Annotated in this window: 13 protein-coding genes; 4 read left to right on the top strand and 9 right to left on the bottom strand. The window is 62.4% G+C overall.

Features of this window, described 5'->3' with window-relative positions; genetic code table 11:
- Nucleotides 1–4 precede the first annotated feature (4 nt).
- The 3 genes from putA to putP all read left to right on the top strand — a co-directional run bounded on the left by putA (nt 5) and on the right by putP (nt 5,473).
- Complete coding sequence (putA, locus tag IEX40_RS13030; protein WP_188748958.1) at nt 5–3,136, top strand: bifunctional proline dehydrogenase/L-glutamate gamma-semialdehyde dehydrogenase PutA; 3,132 nt, start codon at nt 5–7, stop codon at nt 3,134–3,136.
- Between the two features lie 15 nt (nt 3,137–3,151).
- Nucleotides 3,152–3,850 (top strand): hypothetical protein, encoded by a 699-nt coding sequence (locus IEX40_RS13025; protein ID WP_188748956.1) that lies wholly within the window; start codon nt 3,152–3,154, stop codon nt 3,848–3,850.
- Nucleotides 3,851–3,982: 132 nt separating this feature from the next.
- Nucleotides 3,983–5,473 carry a sodium/proline symporter PutP gene (putP, locus tag IEX40_RS13020; protein ID WP_188748955.1) on the top strand — a complete coding sequence of 497 codons (1,491 nt, stop codon included), beginning with the start codon at nt 3,983–3,985 and terminating at the stop codon, nt 5,471–5,473.
- Nucleotides 5,474–5,767: 294 nt separating this feature from the next.
- Here putP and IEX40_RS13015 read toward each other — a convergent pair whose 3' ends face one another.
- The 7 genes from IEX40_RS13015 to IEX40_RS12985 form a co-directional block, all read right to left on the bottom strand.
- Nucleotides 5,768–6,877, bottom strand: coding sequence for an NAD(P)-dependent alcohol dehydrogenase (locus IEX40_RS13015; protein WP_188748952.1), 1,110 nt, complete (start codon nt 6,875–6,877; stop codon nt 5,768–5,770).
- A gap of 83 nt (nt 6,878–6,960) precedes the next feature.
- Nucleotides 6,961–7,893: an alpha/beta hydrolase gene (locus IEX40_RS13010; protein WP_188748950.1), complete on the bottom strand. Its 933-nt coding sequence runs from the start codon at nt 7,891–7,893 to the stop codon at nt 6,961–6,963.
- Nucleotides 7,894–7,897: 4 nt separating this feature from the next.
- Nucleotides 7,898–10,381, bottom strand: coding sequence for an efflux RND transporter permease subunit (locus IEX40_RS13005; protein WP_188748948.1), 2,484 nt, complete (start codon nt 10,379–10,381; stop codon nt 7,898–7,900).
- Nucleotides 10,382–10,385: 4 nt separating this feature from the next.
- Entirely contained in the window at nt 10,386–11,423 is a 1,038-nt protein-coding gene (locus tag IEX40_RS13000; RefSeq protein WP_229680752.1) for a WD40/YVTN/BNR-like repeat-containing protein, read from the bottom strand.
- 152 nt (nt 11,424–11,575) lie between these two features.
- Nucleotides 11,576–12,934: a DUF1329 domain-containing protein gene (locus IEX40_RS12995; protein ID WP_188748943.1), complete on the bottom strand. Its 1,359-nt coding sequence runs from the start codon at nt 12,932–12,934 to the stop codon at nt 11,576–11,578.
- 24 nt (nt 12,935–12,958) lie between these two features.
- Nucleotides 12,959–14,578 (bottom strand): DUF1302 domain-containing protein, encoded by a 1,620-nt coding sequence (locus IEX40_RS12990; RefSeq protein WP_188748941.1) that lies wholly within the window; start codon nt 14,576–14,578, stop codon nt 12,959–12,961.
- Between the two features lie 85 nt (nt 14,579–14,663).
- Nucleotides 14,664–16,142 carry a benzaldehyde dehydrogenase gene (locus IEX40_RS12985; RefSeq protein ID WP_188748940.1) on the bottom strand — a complete coding sequence of 493 codons (1,479 nt, stop codon included), beginning with the start codon at nt 16,140–16,142 and terminating at the stop codon, nt 14,664–14,666.
- 288 nt (nt 16,143–16,430) lie between these two features.
- Between IEX40_RS12985 and IEX40_RS12980 the strand changes: the two genes are divergently transcribed.
- A complete protein-coding gene (locus tag IEX40_RS12980) occupies nt 16,431–18,206 on the top strand; it encodes a sigma-54-dependent Fis family transcriptional regulator (RefSeq protein ID WP_188748938.1) in 1,776 nt (591 codons plus the stop codon).
- 79 nt (nt 18,207–18,285) lie between these two features.
- Here the strand turns inward: IEX40_RS12980 and IEX40_RS12975 are convergent, their stop codons facing one another.
- Nucleotides 18,286–19,716: a glutamate synthase small subunit GltD family protein gene (locus IEX40_RS12975; protein WP_188748936.1), complete on the bottom strand. Its 1,431-nt coding sequence runs from the start codon at nt 19,714–19,716 to the stop codon at nt 18,286–18,288.
- 82 nt (nt 19,717–19,798) lie between these two features.
- Nucleotides 19,799–24,256, bottom strand: a complete 4,458-nt coding sequence (gene gltB, locus IEX40_RS12970; protein WP_188748934.1) for a glutamate synthase large subunit — start codon at nt 24,254–24,256, stop codon at nt 19,799–19,801.
- Nucleotides 24,257–24,335: the final 79 nt, after the last annotated feature.

Below are 24,335 nucleotides of genomic sequence, written 5' to 3'. Positions count from 1 at the left end.
CGCTATGTTCAAGGCTATCGACGTACTCGACCCCGGTTTTATCCGTCAACCTTTGAGCCAGATCTGGCAGTTGATTTCGCCGCTCTATGCCGCCGATGAAGATCAGGTTCTGCGCGAGTTGATGGCCCTGGCCGAGCCAAGTAGCGATGAGCTGGCGACCACCGAGGCCTGCGCCACCAATCTGATCGAACAGGTGCGTGCCGATGATGGTGCGATCCATATGATCGACGCCCTGCTGCTGGAGTACAGCCTGGACACCCGCGAAGGGATCCTGCTGATGTGCCTGGCCGAAGCGCTGATGCGCATTCCGGATTCCGAAACCGCCGACGCCCTGATCCGCGACAAATTGAGCATCGCCGACTGGAAACGTCACCTGAGCCAGTCCGATTCGCTGCTGGTCAATGCGTCCACCTGGGGCCTGCTGCTGACCGGCAAGGTGGTCAGCCTTGACGAGCGGGAAGACGGCACCCCGTCGGGCGTCATCAACCGCCTGGTCAACCGCCTGTCGGAGCCGGTGATCCGCAAGGTGATGCAGCAGGCGATGAAGATCATGGGCCACCAGTTCGTGCTCGGCCGCGATATGCCGGAGGCCTCCAAGCGCGGTCGCGAATACCGCGAGCGCGGTTACACCTACTCCTTCGACATGCTCGGCGAAGCGGCGCTAACCGAAGCGGATGCCAACAAGTACTACACCGACTACACCCGTGCCATCGACCATGTCGGCTCCATGCCCCAGGTCGGCAGCTCACCCAAGCCCAGCGTGTCGATCAAGTTGTCGGCCCTGCACCCACGCTATGAGGTGTTGCAGGAAGCGCGGGTAATGAGTGAGCTGGCCGAGCGCGTGTTGCTGCTAATCCGCCGCGCACGACCACTGAACGTGGCGCTGACCATCGATGCCGAGGAGGCCGACCGCCTGGAGCTGTCCCTGCGCCTGTTCGAAAAGCTCTACCGTAGCGAGGAGAACCGCGGCTGGGATGGTCTGGGCCTGGTGGTACAGGCCTACTCCAAGCGCGCCCTGCCGGTGCTGGCCTGGCTGGCCGCACTGGCGCAGGAGGTTGGCGACCGTATTCCGGTGCGCCTGGTCAAGGGCGCCTACTGGGACAGCGAGATCAAGCTGTGCCAGCAGCGAGGGCTCGCCGGCTATCCGGTGTTCACCCGTAAGGAGGGTACTGATGTCTCCTATCTGGCCTGCGCCCGCTTCCTGCTCAGCGAGCAGCTACGCGGCCTGATCTGGCCGCAGTTCGCCAGCCATAACGCGCATACCGTAGCCTCGATCATGACCCTGGCCGAGCACGCGGACTTCGAGTTCCAGCGCCTGCACGGCATGGGTGATGCACTCTATGATCAGGTGCTGAAGCAGGCCGGCGTGGCGGTGCGTATCTACGCACCGGTCGGCAACCATAAGGATCTGCTGCCCTATCTGGTACGCCGACTGCTCGAGAACGGCGCCAACTCCTCCTTCGTCCACCGCCTGGTCGACCAGCGCTGTCCGATCACCGACCTGGTTCAGCACCCCTGGCAGTTACTGCACAGCCGCAACAGCCTGCACAACCCGAATATCCCGCTGCCCACCGAGATCTACGGCGCTGAGCGTAAAGCCTCATCTGGCCCCAACATCCTGATCGAGAGTGAATGGGGGCCGTTTGCGGAGCAAGTCAACGCCTATCTCAATCAATGCTGGCAGGCCGATCCGATCATCGCCGGCAAGACGGTCGCCGGAACCGCCTTGCACAGTGATGTTCGTTCTCCGGCGGACCGAGACAACCTGGTCGGCCAGGTCACGTATGCCAGCGAGGGGCAGGTGATCGAAGCGATTGACGCGGCGGAGCGCTTCCTGCCGACCTGGCAGCAGACCGCAGTGACTGAGCGCGCCGACGCCCTGCGCCGGCTGGCCGACCTGCTTGAGGCACATCTGGAGGAGTTCGTCGCCCTGTGCCACCAGGAAGCGGGCAAGACCATCCAGGACAGCATCGACGAAGTACGCGAGGCGGTGGATTTCTGCCGCTACTACCCGGCACGCGCCGAGGAGCTGTTTTCCGAGCACCTGGATCTGCACAGGCTGGACGGCGGGCTCGCCAAATGGCAGCGCCAGGGTCGCGGCATTTTCGTCTGCATCAGCCCGTGGAACTTCCCGCTGGCGATCTTCTTGGGCCAGGTCGGTGCCGCGCTGGTGGCCGGCAACTGCGTTATCGCCAAACCGGCCGAGCAGACCAGCCTGATCGCAGCCCGCGCCATCGAACTGATGCTCGAAGCGGGTATACCCGGCGGCGCAATCCAGTTTCTGCCCGGTGACGGCGCCACCGTGGGCGCGGCGCTGACCGCCGACCCTCGTATCGCCGGTGTCGCCTTCACCGGCTCCACCGAAACTGCGCAACGTATCAACCGCGCGCTGAGCCTGCGCGACGGCGCTGATGCCAGGGAGCCGGCAACCCTGATCGCCGAAACCGGCGGTCAGAACGCGATGATTGTCGACTCCACTGCACTACCCGAGCAGGTGGTCAAGGATGCCGTGCTCTCCGGTTTCGCCTCGGCCGGCCAGCGCTGTTCCGCGCTACGCGTGCTCTGCCTGCAGTCGGATATCGCCGAGCGCATCATCGAGCTGCTCAAGGGCGCGATGGCCGAGCTGCGCATCGGCGACCCGGCATTACCGAGCACCGACATCGGCCCGGTGATCGACGAGTCCGCCCAATCGGGCCTGCTCGCCCATATCGAGCGGATGAAGGAGTACGCCAAGCTACTGGCGCAGACACCGCTGCCCGGCAAGGCCAAACGCGGCACCTTTGTGCCACCGACCGCTGTCGAGATCGACCGCATCGACCAGATCGGCCGTGAACAGTTCGGCCCGATTATCCATGTCCTCCGTTACGAAGCGCGCCATCTCGACCAGCTGATCGACCAGATCAACGCCGCCGGATACGGCCTGACCCTGGGTATCCACAGCCGTAACGAACGCACCGCGGCCCATATCGAGGCCCGCGCCCGGATCGGCAACACCTACATCAACCGTAACCAGATCGGTGCCGTGGTCGGGGTACAGCCATTCGGCGGTCAGGGCCTGTCCGGTACCGGACCGAAAGCGGGCGGTCCGCACTACCTGCCCCGCTTTACCCGTCTGATTCCGACCAACGCGCAGTAACTGGAGGAGCAACCGATGACCGATCACGCACTTTTCGGCGCCGACCATGCCGCCGTATTCGAGAACTGGAATCGCCGTGGCTTCACCTATCGCTGCAAGCTGCTGCACGCTGCGCTGGAGCAACTGCCGCTGGCCGGTGACCATGAGGAACAGTTGCGGTTGATCCCGCTGCTGCTGGACCGTGCCCAGCATATGGGCAGGGTGCAGCCGCTGCCCGGCCCCACCGGCGAGAGCAACGAGCTGTACCTGAGCGGTCGCGGCGACGTACTGGTGTTCGGCACCTCGGGTGCCAGCCCGGTAGCCCTGGCTGGCCAGGTGTTCAGCGCCCTGGCCTGCGGCAATCCGGTGATCCTCAGTGGCCAGGTGGAAGCCGCCTGGTGCAACCGCCTGGTCATGCTGCTGCACCAGATCGGCGTACCCCGCGGCGTGCTGACCTTCGTCGAAAGCGAACCGCTCGAAGCGCTGCTGGCACTGCCTAAACTGGCGCTGGTAGCACCGGTCTGTCGTGCCGAGGAGCAGATCCTGTTTCAGCGCCAGCTGGCCGAGCGTCAGGGCTTACTGGTGCAACTGGTCGCAGAGACCGATGCCGAAGGCTGCTCGACCCTGCTGCAGCCAGATCACATGCACCGTTTCGTTACCGAGAAAACGCGCACCATCAACACCACCGCTGTGGGCGGTAACGCCACCCTGCTGGAACTGGGCAGCACTGCCTGAAACCGCCGCCATGCCTGTAGACAGCGTCTGTCGAGGCTCAGGCCGAGCCCTCTCGACCCGCGTTCGGAGATCGGTGCGGACGGATGCTGGAATCAGGTTCCAAGTAACTCAACGTGATAGAGACATGAGCTCATGAATGATAATAACTTAGCAATCTACGGCACCTTTGCCGTTTATCTGGTCTTGATGCTGGCAATCGGTTATTACGCCTATTTGCGTACCGCCAGCTCCTCCGATTACTTCCTCGGTGGCCGCTCTCTGGGCCCCTGGCCCGCGGCACTCTCGGCCGGCGCATCCGATATGAGCGGCTGGTTGCTGCTCGGTCTGCCCGGCTACGCTTACGGTTCCGGTCTGGAATCGCTCTGGCTCGCGGGCGGTCTGCTGCTGGGCACCTGGGGCAACTGGCTGATCACCGCCAAACGCCTGCGTACCTATAGTATCGTGGCCAACGATTCACTGACCCTGCCCGAGTTTTTCGCCAACCGCTTCCGCGATAATTCACGCGCGCTGCAGGTGATCTCGGCGTTCTTCATCCTGCTGTTCTTCCTGTTCTATACCAGCTCCGGCCTGGTCGCCGGTGGCAAGCTGTTCGAGACCGTGTTCGGCCTCGACTACAGCACCGCCGTCATCGTCGGCACCATCTGCGTGGTCTCCTACACCCTGTTTGGCGGCTTCCTGGCGGTGTCCTGGACCGACCTGGTGCAGGGCCTGCTGATGGCCGCGGCACTGCTGATCGTGCCGATCATGGTGATGCAGGTCGATGGCGGCTGGAGCGCCATGTTCGACTCTCTGGAGCAGATCAACCCGGAACTGCTGACCATCACCCGGGACAATGCCGGTGAATCACTGAGCCTGATCGCTATTGTCTCGCTGATGGCCTGGGGACTGGGCTACTTCGGTCAGCCGCACATCCTGGCCCGATTCAAGGCTGCACGCAGCAACGAGGATATCCCCACCGCTCGCCGCATCGCCGTGACCTGGAGCGGGATCTCCATGGCCGGCGCCGTATTGGTCGGCCTGGCCGGTCTGGTCTACGTCAACGGCCATATGGCCGGTGATATCGCCGATGGCGAGAAGATCTTCATGGTGCTGGTAAACGCCGTGTTCCACCCGGTCATCGCCGGTATTCTGCTGGCCGCGATCCTGGCGGCGATCATGAGCACCGCGGATTCCCAACTGCTGGTTTCCTCCTCGGCCCTGGCCGAGGACTTTTACAAGCAGCTGTTCCGCCGCGATGCGAGCCAGAAGGAGATCGTCATGGTCGGCCGTATCGCCGTACTGGCACTCTCCTTCGTTGCCCTGCTGCTGGCGTTCAATCCGGACTCCACCGTACTGGGACTGGTCTCCTACGCCTGGGCAGGCTTCGGCGCCGCCTTCGGTCCGGCCCTGCTGCTGAGCCTGTACTGGCCGCGCATGAACCGTAACGGCGCCCTGGCCGGTATCGTGGTCGGCGCACTGACCGTGGTGGTCTGGAAACAGCTTTCCGGCGGCCTGTTCGACGTGTACGAGATCGTGCCGGGGATCATCTTCGCCACCGTTGCAATCGTCGTCGTGACCCTGTCCACCAACGAGCCGGAAGCGGCCGTGATCGAGCAACACAACGAGATGCTGCGCAAGCTGTAACCCGTTGCTACACCCCACCCGTGTTTGGCAACCGGGTGGGTCTCCATTCGATGCCCTCCGATTTGCGCCGTCCCCACGGCGCTTTTTTCGTTACCTGCGCATCCTGCGCCCGCGGGATACCATACATCCTGAAACACCATATCCCGCTCCTGCGCATCCTTGCGCCCGCGGGATACCGTACATCCTGTACATAAAAAAAACGCCATCAACGCAGGGGGTAATAGCAAGGCGCTGATGACGTATAAAACTGCGCCTTGAGAGACGCAGACGAGGCCGGAAAACGACAGAGGTGCTTTAACTGCCGCCTTCCATGCGAACGATCGGTTTGATAGTGATGCCCGACTCCGAATCGGCGATCGCCTGGTTGATCTGCTCCAGCGGGTAGAACTTCACCAGCTTGTCGAACGGGAACAGTCCCTGCTGGTACAGGCGGATCAGCATCGGGATAAAGGTGTCCGGGTTGGCTTCCCCTTCGACGATGCCGATCAGGCGGCGGCCGCCGCTCATGAAATGCACTTCGTCGAGTACGATCTCGCTGCCCGGCGCCGAGGCGCCGAGGATGCCGCAGCTGCCGCGCGGCGCCAGACTCAGTACCGCGCCCTTGATCACCTGACTCAGCCCCGTGGTATCGAGCGCGTAATCGAGGCCGTGGCCGGTGATCGCCATGATCGCCTCGGTCACGTCGCCGTTGGTCGGGTTCAGGGTATGGGTAGCGCCCAGTTCCTTGGCGAACGCCAGTCGTTCGTTGTTCATGTCCACCGCGACGATGGTCGTGGCGCCGCAGACCCGCGCCGCCATCACCGCCGACAGCCCCACCGAGCCGGTGCCGAACACGGCGAAGCTGCTGCCGGCACCGACCCGCAATGCATTGAGTACCGCACCGGCGCCGGTCTGTACGCCGCAGGCCAGCGGGCCGAGCAGTTCGAGCGGTGCATCCTGCGGCACCTTGACGATATTGCGCTGATCGCAGATGGCGTGGGTAGCGAAGGAGGACTGGCCGAAGAAGTGGCTGTGGATAACTTCATCGCCGCTGGACAGCGCCGTGGAACCATCGCCGCGAACCGCAAAGAAGTTTTTCGGGAAGAACGCGTGGCAGTAGCTCGGTGCATGATCCTGACAGCTTGGGCATCCGCCACAGGAGGCGAAGGTCATCACCACGTGGTCACCCGGCACCACCTTGGTCACGGCGGAGCCGACCCGCTCAACCACACCCGCGCCCTCGTGGCCGAGCACCACCGGCAGCGGCGTCGGCAGCATGCCGTCGCGCACCACGATATCGGTATGGCAGACGCCGGTGGCGACGACGCGTACCAGGATCTCGTCGGCGCGTGGATCGTCGATCTCCAGGGATTCCAGACTCAGCGGCCCGTGAGTTTCACGGGCCACGGCAGCACGAATTTTCATGGCAAGACTCCTTTATTATTGTTTGTCGTCGGCGGGGCCGGATTCGCTCCGCCGACGATCGTAAAGCGATTACCAAATCCTAGTCAGGCCACTGCCCGAAGTAACGCCGTCGCTACCTGCTCCAGCGCCAGCCGCGCCCCTGCACTGATCCCGGCCATACTGATATAACCGTGCGCCAGGCTTGCGTACTCCACCAGCGTGACCGAGGTACCGGCCGCAGCCATCGCTTCGGCATAGGCGATCCCCTCGTCGCGCAACGGGTCGTACCCCGCCACCTGTACCAGTGCCGGCGGCAGCCCGGAGAGATCGGGCGCACTCAGCGGCGCCATGCGCATATCCGCCGGTGCGTCGCTGCCGGTCAGGTAATGTCCCATGAAGTAGCTCATGGCGCGGCTGGTCAGGGTATAGCCCGCACCGAAACGGCGGTAGGAGTCATACTGCACCTGACCGTTGGCGGTCGCCGGGTAGATCAGGCACTGCAACGCCAAAGCAGGGCCGCCACGGTCGCGCGCCAGCAGCGCGCATACGGCACTGAGGTTGGCGCCGGCGCTGTCGCCGGCGATGGCGATACGGGCCGGATCTATCCCCAACTCAGTTGCCTGTTCGCGCAGCCAGACCAAGGCGGCGTAGCTGTCCTCCACCGCCGCCGGGAAGGGGTGCTCCGGGGCCAGGCGGTAGTCGACCTGCACCACCAGACAGCCGCTCAGTGCCGCGATGGTGCCGGCGACGCCGTCATAATCGCTTGGCGTACCGACAACGAAACCGCCGCCGTGCAGGTAGAGCACTGCCCCCCGCACCTCGGCCTTCGCAGGGCGGTAGCAGCGCAATATCAGCTCGCCGCCCGGCCCAGCCATCGTGCGCTCGCTGAGCGCCACCTCGGCGGGCACCGGCAGGTCGGTAGCGGCCAGGATCTGGCTGTACATCTCGCGGGCCACCGCCGGCGGCAGGTCGGCAAAGTCGGGCGCCCCGGCCTCTCGGGCCTGCTCAAGCAGGGCCCGGATCTGTGGATCTAACATGGCATCAATCTCCGGTCAGCGCATAGGCGGAGGCGTCGGACTGCGCCTTGGCTACGCGGCTTTCGTTTTGCTCAATAGTCTGTTCTCGCTCTGAGCCAGAGCGTTCAACCTGCTCGGGCCGGAACAGCAGGTGCGCCAGCGCCGGCAGCAGTATCAACGCACCGAGCATATTGAACAGGAACATGAACGCCAGCAGGATTCCCATATCGGCCTGGAAGCGGATCGGCGAGAACACCCAGGTGGCCACGGCCACCGCCAGGGTCGCACCGGTCAGCATCACGATACGGCCGGTCTGGCGCAGCGCTGAACGATAGGCATCGCCCAGCGACTGGCCATCGCGCAGGCCGATCAGCAGTACCGACAGCACATAGAGTGCGTAGTCGACGCCGATACCGACCCCCAGTGCGATCACCGGCAGAATCGCGACTTTGATGCCGATGCCGAGTTCAACCATCAGCGCCTGACCGATCACCGAGGTCAGCATCAGCGGCAGCACCGCCGCCACAACGCCACGCCAGGTGCGGAAGGTGATCCAGCACAGCAGGATCACGGCGCCGTAGACCAGATACATCATCCGATCCATCGACTGCTCGACGACGATATTGGTCGCCGCCTCGATGCCGGAGTTGCCGGCCGCCAACATGAAGTGAGTCTCGTCGTCGTTGTGTTCGGCGGCAAAGGCTTCGACGGTGGCCACGACGCTCTCCAGCGTGGCCGCCTTGTGGTCCTTCAGATAGGCGTACACCGAGAGCAGGCTGCACTCCTGATTGAACAGTTCACGCGGGGCGCGGGTCTGTACCGCACCGAGGGCGGCATCGTTCGGGATCAGCTCCAGCCATTTGAAGTTGCCCTCGTTGTAGCCCACCATGGCAAAACGCGACAGCCGTGCCATGGAGTTGGTCGACTCTACACCGGGCAACCGCTCCAGCTCGGAGGTCAGCGCACGCACCTTGGACAGCACGCTGTAACGGGTACAGCCGTCCACCGGTGTTTGCACCATCACCACGAAGATATCGGAGCTGGCGGCATAGTTCGCCACCATAAAGGCGTTGTCCCGGTTGTAGCGCGAGTCGGCGCGCAGTTCCGGTGCACCGGCATCCAGATCGCCGATCTGCAGATCACGGCTGACGAACCCGGCGGACAGCGCCATCAACGCGGCAACACCCAGTGCGCCCAAGGCCCAACGGCGCTGGGTAAAGCGTGCGAAGAAGCGCCAGATCCGGCCCTGCTCGACCTCTTCGTCACCGACGGGTTCGCTACGCACGGCACGGGCCGCGGCGCGCGGTGTCACGCCGATAAAGGAGAGCAGCACCGGCAGCAGCACCAGGTTGGTCAGGATCAGCACCATGACACCGAGGCTGGCAGCGATGGCCAGTTCGCGGATCACGCCGATATCGATCACCAGCAGTACGGCAAAGCCGACGGCATCGGTAATCAGCGCCGCCATGCCGGTACGGAACAGACGACGGAAGGTGTGGCGCGCAGCGACATAGCGGTGCAGCCCGCTACCGATATCGCGCATGATGCCGTTCATCTTCTGCGCGCCGTGACTGATGCCGATGGCGAACACCAGGAAGGGCACCAGGATCGAGTAGGGATCCAGCTCGAAGCCGAGCAGCGCCAGCAGTCCCAGTTGCCAGAGCACGCCGACCAGCGAACAGCCCATCACCAGCAGTGCGCTGCGCAGGCAGTGGGTGTAACCGTAGAGCACGGCGGTCGCCACGGCGACGGCGATGGCGAAGAAGCCAAGCACTTGCTGCAGCCCCTCGATCAGATCGCCGACGATCTTGGCGAAACCGGTGATATGGATCTCGATGTTGCCGCCCTGATACTTGCTGCGGATCTGTTCGATCTGCCGCGACAGCGCGCCGTAGTCCAGCGGCTCGCCGGTCTGCGGGTTGGTATCCAGAAGCGGTAAGTAGATCACGCTGGACTGGAAGTTGGGCGATACCAACTGGCCGATCTCGCCGGAGCGCTGCACGTTCAGGCGCACCTGCTCCAGGCTACGTTCGGAACCGTCATAGTCACCGGGAATGACAGTATCACCTTCCAGCCCCTCTTCGGTCACCGCAATCCAGCGCGTGGCCGGGGTCCACAGCGATTTCATGTAGGGACGATCGACGCCCGGCAGCAGGTAGACCTCGTCGTTGATACCGGCCAGCGTACGCAGGTAGTCGTCGCTGAAGATCGTGCCCTGCTTCACCGCCACCGCGATCCGCATCGAGTTGCCCAGCCCGGACAGCTCGGCGCGGTTGTCCAGAAAGTTGGCGATATAGGGGTGACCGGTCGGGATCATCTTTTCGAAGCTGGCGTTCAGACGCAGGCTCGAAGCCTGCCAGGCCAGCACCAGACTGGCGATCAGACAGAGGATCAGAACCAGTGCACGGCGGTTGAATATTAGCCGCTCCAACGGCGACCCCGAATGCAGATCGAAATCCTCCAGATGGCTTGCGCCGGCTCCGGAGCGGTTTTTATTGTCGGTACTCAAGACTCTACTCCTCTACCGCGTCGAAACGGTGAACCCCGGCAAGACTGGTGACCACCGGCGCGCCATCGGCGGCCTGCACCACGCCGGACAGCGGCAGTGGCGGCAGATCGGGCAGTCGTGTGAAAGGCTGTCCGTCGCGATCGACCAGCACGCCACCGGCCTGGCTGGTCAGCAGCAGGCGGCCGTCGGAAAGGTTGGTCGCCGCGGTCAGCGTTTCGCCCTGTCCGGTATCCAATGCAACCCAGCTCTCGCCGCCATCCTCGCTGCGGAAGGCGTTGCCGCGCAGACCGTAGGCGACGAATGCGCCATCCGCTTCGGCGATAATGCCGAAGTAGCTGCCCTCGTAGGGGGAGTCGATCGCGTCGAAGTGTTGTCCGCCGTCGCTGGAACGCACCAGACTGCCCTGCTCACCCGCCAGCATCAGCACGCCGTCGGACTGGGCCATGCCGTACAAATGCATCCCCATCGGGTTTTCCACGCGATCCAGCCAGGGTGTCCAGCTGTCGCCGCCGTCGTCGGTACGGAAGATCAGGTTATAGGCACCGAACACGAAGCCGGTGCGCTCGTTAAGGAAAAACAGGTTCAGGAACGGCTTGTCGGGGCCGTCGTCGACCAGATACTGCGCTGAACTCAACGCCGATTCGTCGCCCCGTGCCCTGGCGTGCTCCAGCGCGAGCTGTGCCGCCTGAATACCGTCCAGCTGCTTGCGCCAGCTCTGGCCGCCGTCGTCGGTGGTCAATACCACACCCAGATGGCCAACGGCCCAGCCCTTGTCGGCATCGACGAACTGCACCGCGGTCAGCGCCGCCGAGGTCGGCACCTGTTGGGCCTGACGCCAGGAGACGCCGTTGTCGTCCGACAGCAGCACCGTGCCCTCTTCGCCGACCGCCACCAGACGCTCGCTGGCGCGCGCGACCGCCAGCATCGACTTGTGCAACGCCAGCGGCGAGATCTGTGCCGGCTTGTCCAAACCACTGTAGCCGGTGGCGGCCAGGGCCGTGGCGCTCCAGATCGGCGCGCCCAACAGCAATGCCGCACACACCGGCAATACTCTGGTTAATACTGAAGTGGTTAATACTGATGAAGTGCCAAATCCGGTCATAACTCACTCTCCCTCCGTGCCGCGTGACGCCGGAAACCTCCGGCGCCACGGGACGGGACTTTTCAGACGGTCTCATCGGACTGTCTCAGCTGTTAACGAGCACCACGGTTGGCCAGCTCGACCGGACTCCAGTTGTTCTCGGAGATCGGCTCGCTGATCTCGTAGTGCGGAGTACCGCCGTTCATCGCCGCATTGAAGTAGTAGGCGCCGGTCTGCAGGTCGTAGCCACCCCACATCACGTTGGTGACCAGCGCCGGCAGTTCCGGTACCAGGTAGGTCAGCGAGTAGTTCATGCGCCACAGATCGCCCTTGGCATCCCAGCCGTCGAACAGCACGATGTGCCAGCTGTCCTCGTCGATGTAGTAGCGGCGTTTGGGCACGGTATGGCGCTGCCCCTGTTTCAGGTTGCCGTCCACCACCCAGACCCGGTGCAGCTCCCAGCGCACCTTGTCCGGATTGAGGTAGTGCTCGCCCATCAACTCGTCGATATCCGCCAGTGCGGCACCGTTGTTGTTGTACGGGATATACAGCTCCTGCTTGCCGACCAAGGTGTAGTCATGACGGTCGATCGGGCCGAACATCATGAACGCCTCGTCGAACAGACCGACGCCGGAGGTGACGAAGTCGGGCGTGTCGTAAGCGACGGAGGGCGCCTTGCGCACCCGGCGCTGACCCACCAGGTACTGCCAGATGTTCCGCTTCTTGCCCTCGGCGGAGGTGTCATGTACCAGGATCGCTTCGCCCGCCTTCGACGCCGGCCCGGAGACGATGAAGCGGCCCAACTGATAGTTGCCATCATAGGACTCGGCGCTGCCGCCCTTGTAGTAGTAGGGCGCCTGGATCAGCTCCTCGCCCTCGCTGGCCAGCGCCCGGTTGCCGTCGGCGGTGACGATGAAGGTGCGCAACGCATAGCGCACCGACTCGCCGAACCAGCTCAAGCGGTGGTTCCACATCGCCTCGGTACCATCGGCCGGGATCGGGAAGGGGATACCACCGAAGGCCCCGCTGACCGAGTTCTTGTCCGCACCCATCTGCGCACTGGTCGCATTGCTGAAGGTGTTGTCATAGACCCATTGCGGCGCGGCCGCGGTACGGTGGCTGGGATAGATATCCATGCGGAAGTCCGGATTTTTCGCGAACAGCGCCTTTACACCATCATTCAGCTTGTCGCTGTACTCGGCCATATTGGCCGCGGTGATCGAGAACAGCGGCTTTTCGCCGGCGAAAGGATCGGGGCGCGGCGCTCCGTTCTCATAGCCCGGCGCGACGCTGGTATAGCCGCCGTCCCAGGCGGGAATGGTACCCTCGGCGTTACCGGCCTTTTCGGCACCAAAGGGGGTCAGATTGGATTTAAGCTGATCTGCCGTTTGCGCATCCACTGCAGCCAGCGCCATCGACGCCGACAGGCTGAGAGCGGCACCGGCCACCAATGCTTGAACTGTCAATTTCATTATTTTTATCTCCACCGAGTTCGATTAGAAGGTGCGCTGAACGTACAGCGAGATGAAGTCGCGATCGCCACGGGTCTGCTGGAAGGAGAGCGCCGGGGCCGGATTGTTCTGCGGCGTGACGAAGCTGAACTCGTCGCCGAAGAAGTTCACGTAGCTCGCCCCGAACTTCCAGCTGTTCTGGTAGGTGCCGTTGACGCCGATGCTGAAGTCGCCGCCGTGGGTGGCGCCGCCATTCATGTTGGCCACTGCGCCGGAGCGGCCCTTGAAGTTGTAACCGAGGCCGATCGGCAGCTCGATATCCAGCCCCGGCAGTACCTGGAAGTAGGCCGGATTGAAGATCATCCGCATCGCCCAGGCATCGCGCGTGGCGTTGGGGTCCAGTGCGCTCTCGTTCTTTGTGACTGACAGCACCCGGTTCCAGGCCAACTCACCGATCAGCGCACCGCCATCCCAGAGGCTGTTCGGCTGCATCACGTAGATACCGGACAGGTTGGCGTGTGCCGTTCTACCCACGGCGTAGAGCGCGTTGTCGTCGTTATCGGCCGCCATGCCCGGCAGCACGATGACCGGATCGCTGTTCAGCGGTGCGTTGTCGCGGATCGACACCTCCGCTGCCAGGTTCAACTGACCGATCGATGTTGTCGCGCTGGCACCGTAGGTGCGGATGCCCTCGTGATACACGGTGCGGATCGTCTGATCGACCGGATTGAAGTAGAAGCCGGAGGGCGTTTTGGCGTGGTAACGTGCGAAGTAGAGCCCATACTCGATACTGCTGTCTTCGGGCGCATAACGCAGTTGGATACCGCCCTGCCCTTCATCCTCCGGCTCGACATCGGAGGCATGGTTCCAGATCACGCTGGGACCGGCGATCAGCGACTCGGTACCGGGGCCGGCCCAGTCGATATTGGACAGATAGCTGCCGACGCCCGGCAGCCGGGTCTCCTCCCAATCGAACTGGTAGTACGCACCGATCGAGGTCTCCCAGTTCAATTGCAGCGTTGCGGAGAGTTGATTGACGGGGCGCAGCACCTCCTTGAACTGGGAGCTGGGCACCGACAGCAGCTTGATCAGATCGACTGGTCCCTGAGCATCGGCGATACCGTTGGCACCGAAGAACAGGGTTTCGCCGTAAACCAGCGAGTGGCGGCCCAGACGCAGGTTGCTGCGCATCTCGCCGAGATCGAAGTTGCCGTAGACAAAGGCATCGAGCAGTTCGGCCTTGCGACCGTGCACATCGCGGGTCTCGTCGGTGAACTCGTCCGAATCGACGCTGGTGGCGTTGTTGGTGAACGGGGAGTCGTTGTCGTTGCTCTGGTTATAGACGTCGTCATACCAGGCCGCACCGCTGACACGGAAACCGAGGTTCTTGTAGCGACCGTCGAACTCACTAAGCCAGTCGACCCGGTTGGAGATCAGCCCCTTATCGAAGTTGCGGTCGCCGTCGTCGTAGTTGACGTCGTTGACCAGCACATCGGACCTGTCCTGCAGACGGAAGGCCGTACTGTACTTGAAGGTGTTGTCCCAGCGCAGGCTGACATCCGAGTTGTCGGTGTCGAGTTTGAACGCCTGCGCCTGAGGCAACCAGAGGGCCGACCCCAGGGCTACGGCGACGGCAAGAGGCCTTAAGCGAGCATTGTTATTCATATTTTACTCCTTGGCTTGTTAACAACCCTGCGAGGGGGCGGAACGAAGGGGGAAGATCCGACCGGTCGCAGGAAATCGAAATCTGTCAGAACGGATAGGCCCTAGGCGCCTCCTTCACCGTGAACCACTGCCACTGGGTAAACTCGTCCCAGTCGGCCGGTCCGCCGATGCTGCCGCCGTTACCCGATGCGCCGCGCCCGCCGAACGGGTTGGTGCACTCGTCGTTTACGGTCTGGTCGTTGATATGCACCATGCCGGCATCGAGCCGATCGCCGATCGCCAGCGCCCGCCCGAGGGAGCCGGAGATGACGCCTGCCGACAGCCCGTATTCGGTGTCGTTGGCGATGGCGATCGCCTCCTCGTCGGTGGCGTAGCTGATAATGCTGGCGACGGGACCGAAGAACTCGTCGCTGTAGGCACGCATCCCCGGCTTGACGCCGGAGAGCACGGTCGGTTTGTAGAAACGCCCCTCGTGGGTACCGCCGGCCTCCAGCACCGCCCCGGCAGCGATGCTGTCCTGCACGATGGCATCGAGACGTGCCAGTTGGGAGTCGTTGATGATCGGCCCCAGTGCCACCTGACCTCCGGCGGGATCGCCCACCGGCAGGTGGTTCGCTTTCGTCACCAGACGCTCGATCAGCTGCGGTGCTATAGACTCGTGGACGATGATCCGCCCCGAGGCCATGCAGATCTGACCCTGATGGAACCAGGCCCCGAACGCGGCGGCACTGGTTGCCAGATCCAGATCGGCATCCTCGGCGATGATCAACGGGTTCTTGCCGCCCAGCTCCAGCATCACCTTCTTCAGGTGTCGTCCGGCCAGCTCGCCTACGCGACGCCCCACGGCGGTGGAGCCGGTAAACGCGATCATCCGCACATGCGGATCGGTACAGAGCGCCTCCCCGGCATCGCCCTGCCCCGGTATTACATGCAGAACGCCCTTCGGCAGCCCAGCCTTCTCCAGCAGCCGCGCAATCAGGAAACCGCCGCTGATCGGCGTACGCGGATCGGGCTTGAGGACGACACTGTTGCCCGCCGCCAATGCCGGTGCCACCGCACGGATCGACAGGATCAACGGGAAGTTGAAAGGAGAAATGACGCCGACCACGCCCAACGGCGTGCGCTTGGCGTACGACAGCGCACCGGGTGCCGAGGGCAGCACCAGACCGTGGTGCGGGTCGAGCAGCATGCCGGCGGAACGGCGCAAAATGACGGCCGCTTCACGCAGTTCATGCTCGGCCTTGGCGAAGATGGCGCCGCTTTCGCGCGCGATCCACATCCGTGCCGATTCCGTCTCCGCTTCGATCAGGTTGGCAGCGCGCGTGAATATGGCCGCCATCTCGCGGGGGGGCATTGCCGCCCAGGCGGCCTGCACTTCGGATGCGGCGCGCGCGGCTATCGCGATATCGGCAGCATCACCCATCCCGACTCGAGTCAGCTCTTCGCCGGTCGCCGGCTCCACCACCGCAGCACTGCCACCGTTGGCTACTCGCCAGCTACCGTCGAAGATCCGCCCGTTCCAGGTGGCTGCATCCAGCAGACCCGCCTCTTCTGTGACTGACACGATACATACCTCCACTGAGTTGTTAAGTGCCCGCTCGGAACCCAAAGCAAGCCTTTCTTTTTGTCTACTCAATAGGGCAATCGACGTGCCAAACAGAATTGCATGCCCCCTTGCTGCACCACAGCATGAGCGCTTCAGCACCAGCCAAGTCGGTTTTCGCAAGAAACTCAGACCAAAAAACTGCAGTGCACAAAAACAGATTTACATATCAACAGTTGATAATTTTGTTAAATCTCCAGGATGGCGTTAGTATTTTTATTCACTCACACACGCACATGAGGCCCTCACATGTCCTCGCCTCCCCCCGGATACACAGCCGCCTCTCTGCTCCAAGCCAATGAGATGCCGGCCGGCGACAGCGACAACCTCGGCACTGCCCGAGGACCAAGCGTCCACGATCTGTCCGAGTGTCTTTTCTTCTCTCCCAGTGATGGCCGCATATGGCTGGACGGCCAGCGCATGGTGCTTATGCACAACTCCTCATTGGGCAGCTTGCGCCGAGAGCTGATAGAGCGCCTGGGCCTGGAACGCGCGCGCGGTCTGCTGACCCGGGCGGGCTACAGTTCAGGGGTGCGCGATGCGCAGCTGGTACGCGAGCGCTGGCCCGATGCCGATCCGGAAGCGATCTTCTACGCCGGCACCCAGCTGCACTCGCTAGAGGGGGTGGTGCAGGTGGAAACGGTGCATTTCGAGTTCGACCCACGCAAGGGCACCTACGACGGCGAATTTCTCTGGCACCACTCCAGCGAGGATGACGAGCATATCGCCGCCTACGGTATAGGTACGGAGCCTGCCTGCTGGATGCAGCTCGGTTACGCCATGGGCTATGTCACTACGCTATTGGGCCGCATGACCGTGTTCCGCGAGGTAGAGTGCCGCTCCATGGGGCATACCACCTGCCGCGTCATCGGTAGAACCGTGGAACTCTGGGGCGACGTGGAGGAGGATCTGCGCTACCTGAACGCGGAGGATTTCGTTTCTCACAGCTCGTTACCCCTGGTATCGGCAACGCCACTTCCCGACTCGGGAAGCAACGAACTCCCACCACTGGGCGAACGCCAGATGATCGGCGTATCGTCATCTTTCATTGCCGCCTGTCATATGCTGCGCCGGGTCGCGACCACCCGCGCCACGGTGCTCTTTACCGGTGAATCCGGCGTCGGCAAGGAGCTGTTTGCACGCATGCTGCATGAGATAGGCTCACGCAAGGCCAAACCCTTTGTGGCGATCAACTGCGCCGCCATCCCCGACACGCTGATCGAGTCCGAGCTTTTCGGCGTTGAGCGCGGCGCCTTCACCGGCGCCACAATCTCCAGGCCCGGGCGCTTCGAGCGTGCCAATGGTGGCACACTGTTTCTGGATGAGATCGGGACCCTGAGCCCCAGCTCTCAGGGAAAGCTACTAAGGGTGCTGCAGGAGGGTGTCGTCGAGCGTGTCGGCGGCATCAAGGAGATCGCCGTGGATGTTCGTGTCGTTGCAGCCACCAATGTGGAGTTGCGGGACGCCGTAGCCAGAGGCGAGTTTCGTGAAGATCTGTTCTTCCGCCTCAATGTCTTCCCGATCCCGCTACCGCCGCTGCGCGAGCGGCGCGACGATATCCCGCTGCTGCTGTCCCACTTTCTGCGCCACTACAACCAGCTGCACGAGCGCTCGATCACCGGCTTCACTCTGAAGGCGATGCGCGCCCTGCTCAACTATCACTTCCCAGGCAACGTGCGCGAACTTCAGAACCTGGTCGAACGCGGCGTGATCGCCGCCGAGGACAACTCTCCTATCGATCTGCCCCATCTGTTCCGTGACGAGGAAACCACACGTAACCTGTTGTTTACGATCAGCTCTGAGGGTGAACTGGCCAGCGACGGTAACGAAGTCTCGGCCTTGGAACAGTTTCAACGCTTTGCCCCCGCAGGTAAGGAGGGCCCGTCGCTGGACAGGCTTGAGGCAAGACTGGTACGAGAAGCAGTAGAGCAGGCCGGAGGCAATCTGTCGGCAGCGGCCCGCCTGCTGGGCCTTACCCGCTCGCGCCTGGCTTATCGGATGAAAAAGCTGGATGAACAGATCTGAGACAAACAAAGAAAAAGGCCACCGGATATACCGATGGCCTTCTGCAGCAAGCTGAACGACGCGAAGTTAGACTTCGAGCTTACACCTCAAGAAAGTCGAGAATCCCTTCAGCCGCTTCGCGCCCTTCATAGATCGCGGTCACCACCAGATCAGAACCGCGTACCATATCGCCGCCAGCGAAGATCTTGGCGTTGCTGGTCTGGAACGGGAAGCGCCCCTTCTCGACCTGCTTGGAGGCTTTAATGCGGCCATCCTCATGCAGCTCGATACCGAAATCGGCGAACCAGGGTGCCGGGCTCGGACGGAAGCCGAAGGCCACCAGTACCACGTCGGCATCGATCACCTCTTCCGAGCCTTCTACTACCTCAGCGCGACGGCGACCGCGCTCGTCCGGGTCACCCATGCGGGTGGTGACCAGTTTGACGCCGACCACCTTGCCATCCTCGCCGACCACTTCCACCGGCTGACGATTGAACAGGAACTGCACACCCTCTTCACGGGCGTTCTCCACCTCGCGCTTGGAGCCCGGCATGTTCTCTTCGTCGCGGCGATAGGCGCAGGTTACGCTAGTCGCGCCCTGGCGGATGGAGGTACGGTTGCAGTCCATCGCAGTATCGCCACCACCGAGCACGACCACTTTTTTGCCGGCCACGCTGATGTACTCGGACGGATCCTTCTCGTAACCATGGCAGTGGTTGACGTTGGAGATCAGGAACGGCAACGCATCGTAGACGCCGTCCAGGTCTTCGCCCGGGAAGCCACCCTTCATGTAGGTGTAGGTGCCCATGCCAAGGAAGATCGCATCGAACTCCTGCTCGAGCTGCTGCATGCTGACATCCTTGCCCACCTCTGTGCTGAGGCGGAACTCGACGCCCATCTCCTCGAACACGGCGCGACGGTTGACCATCACATCCTTCTCGAGCTTGAACTCGGGGATACCGAAGGTCAGCAGACCACCGATCTCCGGGTTACGGTCGAATACCACCGGCTTGACGCCGTTGCGCACCAGAATATCGGCACAGCCAAGGCCCGCAGGTCCGGCACCGATCACCGCGACCCGCTTGTCGGTCCAGGTGACGCTGGACATATCCGGGCGCCAGCCCATGGCAAAGGCGGTATCGCTGATGTACTTCTCCACCGGGCCGATGGTGACGGCACCAAAGCCGTCATTCAGCGTACAGGCGCCTTCGCAAAGACGATCCTGCGGGCACACGCGACCACACACCTCGGGCAGGCTGTTGGTCTGGTGGCTCAGTTCGGCCGCTTCAATGATGTTGCCCTCGGAAACCAGCTTCAACCAGTTCGGAATATGGTTGTGTACCGGACACTTCCAGGAACAGTAGGGGTTACCGCACTCCAGGCAGCGATGCGCCTGATCGGCGGCATCGACGGCACGGAACGGCTCATAGATCTCGGCGAATTCACGCTTGCGCACCTCTGCCTGGATCTTGCTCGGCCCTTCACGGGACACATCGAGAAACTGAAAATCGTTACTCAGACGGTTAGGCATAGTCCCACCTCTTTCAGCTCACCCGGGCTCCCGCCCGGGCGATCAATATTACGGAAAACCAAATCGTATCGGCGTGCGCTGTTTATTCCGGACGCTTACGGATGCTGTCGAGCAGCTGGTTCAGGCTGGCGGCCTTGGGTTTGACCAACCAGAAAAGACCGATGTAATCGATGTAGTTCTCGACGATCTCCTGGCCCCAGGCACTGCCGGTTTCCCGGGTAAACTCGATGATCACCGAACGCAGGTGGTTCTTGTACTGCTCCATCTGTTCGGTGTGGATACGGTGGATCTCGACCAGTTCGTGGTTGTACTTGTCGACGAAGCTGCGATCCAGATCCAGTACGTAGGCGAAGCCTCCGGTCATACCGGCACCGAAGTTGTAGCCGGTCGGGCCGAGCACGGTGACCATACCGCCAGTCATGTATTCACAACAGTGATCACCGGCACCTTCGATCACCGCGTGTACGCCGGAGTTGCGCACCGCGAAGCGCTCGCCCGCGGTACCAGCCGCGAACAGCTTACCGCCGGTACCGCCGTACAGACAGGTGTTACCGATGATCGCGGTCTCGTTGGACTTGAAGCTGACCTCCTTGAACGGACGGATCACGATCTTACCGCCGGCCATACCCTTGCCGACATAGTCGTTGGCGTCGCCTTCCAGCAGCAGGTTCTGACCGCCGGCGTTCCAGACACCGAAAGACTGCCCGGCATGGCCGCGGAAGTTGAACTCGATCGGCGTGTCGACCATGCCCAGGTTGCCAAACAGCTTGGCGATGGCGCCGGAGGTGCGGGCACCAACGGAACGGTCACAGTTACAGATCTCGAGCTCCCAGTTGCCACCGGACTTGTGCTCGATGGAGTCTTTTGCCAGCTCCAGCATCTTGGTGTTCAACGCGCCGGTATCGTACGGCTCGTTGCGGTGCTGCTGCACGGTCTGCGGGTACTCGGCAGGGATGCCGGCATCGCTGATCAGGCCGGACAGGTCCAGTCCACGCTGACGTTCGGTAACGCCTTCCAGCGCCTCGAGCAGGTCAACACGGCCGACCAGCTCCTCCAGCGTACGCACGCCGAGCTTGGCCATCCACTCACGGGTCTCTTCGGCGACGAAGCGGAAGTAGTTCTTGACCATTTCCACAGTACCACGGAAGTGGTCGCGACGCAGGTCGTCGTTCTGTGTGGCGACACCGGTAGCGCAGTTGTTCAGATGGCAGATGCGCAGGTACTTACAGCCCAGAGCGACCATCGGCATGGTACCGAAGCCGAAGCTCTCGGCGCCGAGGATCGCGGCCTTGACCACGTCCAGGCCGGACTTCAGACCACCATCCGTCTGCAGACGGATCTTGCCACGCAGGTGGTTGGCGCGCAGCGACTGGTGCGCATCGACCAGACCCAGTTCCCAGGGAGAGCCAGCGTAGTGGATCGAGGTCAGCGGCGATGCCGCGGTACCGCCATCGTAACCGGAGATGGTGATCAGGTCGGCATAGGCCTTGGCCACACCGCAGGCGATGGTGCCGACGCCCGGACGGGATACCAGCTTGACCGACACCTGACCGTCCGGGTTGATCTGTTTGAGGTCGAAAATCAGCTGCGCCAAATCCTCGATCGAGTAGATATCGTGGTGCGGCGGCGGCGAGATCAGCGTCACGCCCGGCACTGAATAGCGCAGACGTGCGATCAGGTCGTTGACCTTGCCGCCCGGCAGCTGGCCACCCTCACCGGGCTTGGCGCCCTGGGCTACCTTGATCTGCATGACGTCGGCGTTGACCAGGTACTCGGGAGTTACGCCGAAACGGCCGGACGCGATCTGCTTGATCTTGGAGCGCTTGTTGGTACCGTGACGGGCCGGATCTTCGCCGCCCTCACCGGAGTTGGAGCGCCCACCCAGTTCGTTCATCGCCATCGCCAGCGCCTCGTGCGCTTCCGGCGACAGGGCGCCCAGCGACATCGCCGCGGAATCGAAGCGCGGGAACATCGCCTCAACCGGCTCTACCTGGTCGATGGAGATCGGCTTGATATCCTTGCGGAAGGTCAACAGGTCACGCAGGGTGGCAATACCACGGTTGTTGACCAGGTCGGCATAGCGCTGGTAGGCCGCTTTGCTGCCGGTGCTGACCGCTTCGTGGATGGTCTTGACCACATCCGGGTTGTAGGCGTGGTATTCGCCCTCGAACTTGTACTTCAGCAGGCCGCCGGGACGGATCGGCTTGCGCGCGGTCCAGGCCTCTTTGGCCAGCTCGGCCTGGTCGGTCTGGAAGTGCTCGAAACGGGCACCCTCGATGCGGCTGGTCACGCCCTTGAAGCAGAGATCGACGATCTCTGAGCTCAGGCCCACCGCTTCGAACAGCTGCGCACCGCGGTAGGAGGCGATGGCGGAGATCCCCATCTTGGACAGGATCTTGAACAGCCCCTTGTCGATCCCCTTACGGTATTTTTCATGACTGTCGAGCGGTGCCATCAGCAACTCGCCGGTACGGCACAGGTCGTTCAGCACCCGGTATACCAGGTAGGGGTAAACGGCGGTCGCGCCAAAGCCGAACAGGACCGCGAAGTGATGCGGATCGCGGGCACTACCGGTCTCGACCACGATGTTGGCATCGGTACGCAGGCCCTGGTCGACCAGGCGATGATGCACGGCACCGGTCGCCATGGCAGCATGGATCGGCAGATACCCCTGGCGAATGTTGGCATCGGACAGGATCAGGATCACCTTGCCGTTGCGTACGGCTTTCTCGGACGCATCGCAGAGATTCTCGATCGCCTGCTTCAGGTTAAGCTGGCTCGGATCATAATTCAGATCCAGAATTACCGGCTCAAAGCCTTCGATGTTGTTGTCGCGAATGCGGTTGAACTTGCTGGCGGAGAGCACCGGCATGGTCAGGATCACGCGACGGGCGTGCTCCGGCGTCTCCTCGAATACGTTACGCTCACGACCCAGGCAGGTTTCCAGCGACATGACGATCGCTTCCCGCAGCGGATCGATCGGCGGGTTGGTCACCTGCGCGAACTGCTGGCGGAAGTAATCATAGGGTGAGCGGATCTGCTGCGACAGCACCGCCATCGGCTTGTCATCGCCCATGGAGCCGACCGCTTCCATCCCGGTTTCGCCGAGCGGGCGGATAATCTGATCGCGCTCTTCGAAGGTCACGTTGAACATCTTCATATGAGTGCGCACCTCTTCGGTGCTCATCTCGGGGAAGGAGCGTGACTCTTCGGTCAGGTTCATCGTGTTCTCAAGACGCAGAGAGTTCTCCTTCAGCCACTGTTTGTAGGGCTTGGCGGTCTTGAGACGGCTGTCCACATCGGCGGTGTGCAACACCTCACCGGTCTGGGTATCGATAGCCAGAATCTGGCCCGGTCCTACACGGCCCTGCGCGACGATATCGGCGGGTTCATATTGGAATACGCCGATCTCGGACGCGGTACAGATCATGCCGTCGTTGGTCATCACCCAACGCGACGGACGCAGGCCATTGCGGTCCAGCATACATACCGCATAGCGACCATCGGTCATCACCATTCCGGCGGGGCCATCCCAGGGCTCCATGTGCATGGAGTTGTACTCGTAGAACGCGCGCAGCTCGGAGTCCATGGTATCCACGTTCTGCCAGGCCGGCGGTACGATCATGCGTACGGCACGGTAGAGGTCCATGCCACCGACCAGCAGGAACTCCAGCATGTTATCCATGCTGGACGAGTCGGAACCGGTGGTGTTGACGATCGGCTGCAACTCGCTCAGGTTCGGCAGTTCAGGTGTGACGAACTTGGGCGCACGTGCACGTGCCCAGTTGCGGTTGCCTTCAACGGTATTGATTTCACCGTTGTGGGCCAGGAAACGGAACGGCTGCGCCAGCGGCCAGCGCGGCGCGGTATTGGTGGAGAAGCGCTGGTGGTAAGTACACACCGCAGTCACGAGACGGGAGTCAGCCAGGTCCTTGTAAAACGCCGGCAGATCGACCGGCATCATCAGCCCCTTGTAACCCACTACCTTGTGGGACAGGGTGCAGATATAGAAATCGGGATCTTCGGCCAATGCGATCTCGGCTTTGCGGCGAGCCGTGAACAGGCCTACCACCAGTTCCCGCTCGCTCTTGTCCGCGGCGTTGACGATCACCTGCTCGATCTGCGGCAGGGTATCGCGGGCAATCGGTCCGAGGCAGGCTTGGTCGGTTGGTACGACTCGCCAGCCGGCGACATCCAGCCCCTGCGCTTTCAGCTCGCGATCAAGGGTGTCTCGCGCAACTTGCGCCTGACCGGCCTCGCGCGACAGGAACACCATACCAACCGCGAAGAGCTCGGCCAACTCGACGCCTAACTCTTCACGAACAACTGTGCGCATGAAGCTCTGCGGCATCTGCATAAGCAGACCGCAACCGTCACCGGTTTTGCCATCGGCAGCGATCCCGCCGCGGTGCGTCATGCAGGCAAGCGCTTCGATCGCTTTCTCAAGCACACTGTGACTCGCCTTGCCCTGCATATGGGCCATCAAGCCAAAGCCACAGTTATCCTTGAATTCACCGGGGCGATACAGACCTTTGCTCATAAGCCAATCCCACTAAAAAACCAAAAAAATCAATATATTAACTTCTATCTCTTTTCCCGATCTCAGGTTACACGGACGA

It is taken from the genome of Marinobacterium zhoushanense, assembly GCF_014641945.1.
GTDB classification, from domain to species: Bacteria; Pseudomonadota; Gammaproteobacteria; order Pseudomonadales; family Balneatricaceae; genus Marinobacterium_D; species Marinobacterium_D zhoushanense.
The sequence above is the reverse complement of the archived record's forward strand: the minus strand, read 5'-3'. Positions and strand labels throughout refer to the sequence as shown.

Excerpts from the sequence above, each read along its gene's own strand:
- IEX40_RS13010 (WP_188748950.1), bottom strand. The coding sequence starts at position 7,893 with ATGTTAGATCCACAGATCCGGGCCCTGCTTGAGCAGGCCCGAGAGGCC.
- putA (WP_188748958.1), top strand. The coding sequence starts at position 5 with ATGTTCAAGGCTATCGACGTACTCGACCCCGGTTTTATCCGTCAACCT.
- IEX40_RS12980 (WP_188748938.1), top strand. The coding sequence starts at position 16,431 with ATGTCCTCGCCTCCCCCCGGATACACAGCCGCCTCTCTGCTCCAAGCC.
- IEX40_RS12975 (WP_188748936.1), bottom strand. The coding sequence starts at position 19,716 with ATGCCTAACCGTCTGAGTAACGATTTTCAGTTTCTCGATGTGTCCCGT.
- putP (WP_188748955.1), top strand. The coding sequence starts at position 3,983 with ATGAATGATAATAACTTAGCAATCTACGGCACCTTTGCCGTTTATCTG.
- IEX40_RS12990 (WP_188748941.1), bottom strand. The coding sequence starts at position 14,578 with ATGAATAACAATGCTCGCTTAAGGCCTCTTGCCGTCGCCGTAGCCCTG.
- gltB (WP_188748934.1), bottom strand. The coding sequence starts at position 24,256 with ATGAGCAAAGGTCTGTATCGCCCCGGTGAATTCAAGGATAACTGTGGC.
- IEX40_RS12995 (WP_188748943.1), bottom strand. The coding sequence starts at position 12,934 with ATGAAATTGACAGTTCAAGCATTGGTGGCCGGTGCCGCTCTCAGCCTG.
- IEX40_RS13015 (WP_188748952.1), bottom strand. The coding sequence starts at position 6,877 with ATGAAAATTCGTGCTGCCGTGGCCCGTGAAACTCACGGGCCGCTGAGT.
- IEX40_RS13025 (WP_188748956.1), top strand. The coding sequence starts at position 3,152 with ATGACCGATCACGCACTTTTCGGCGCCGACCATGCCGCCGTATTCGAG.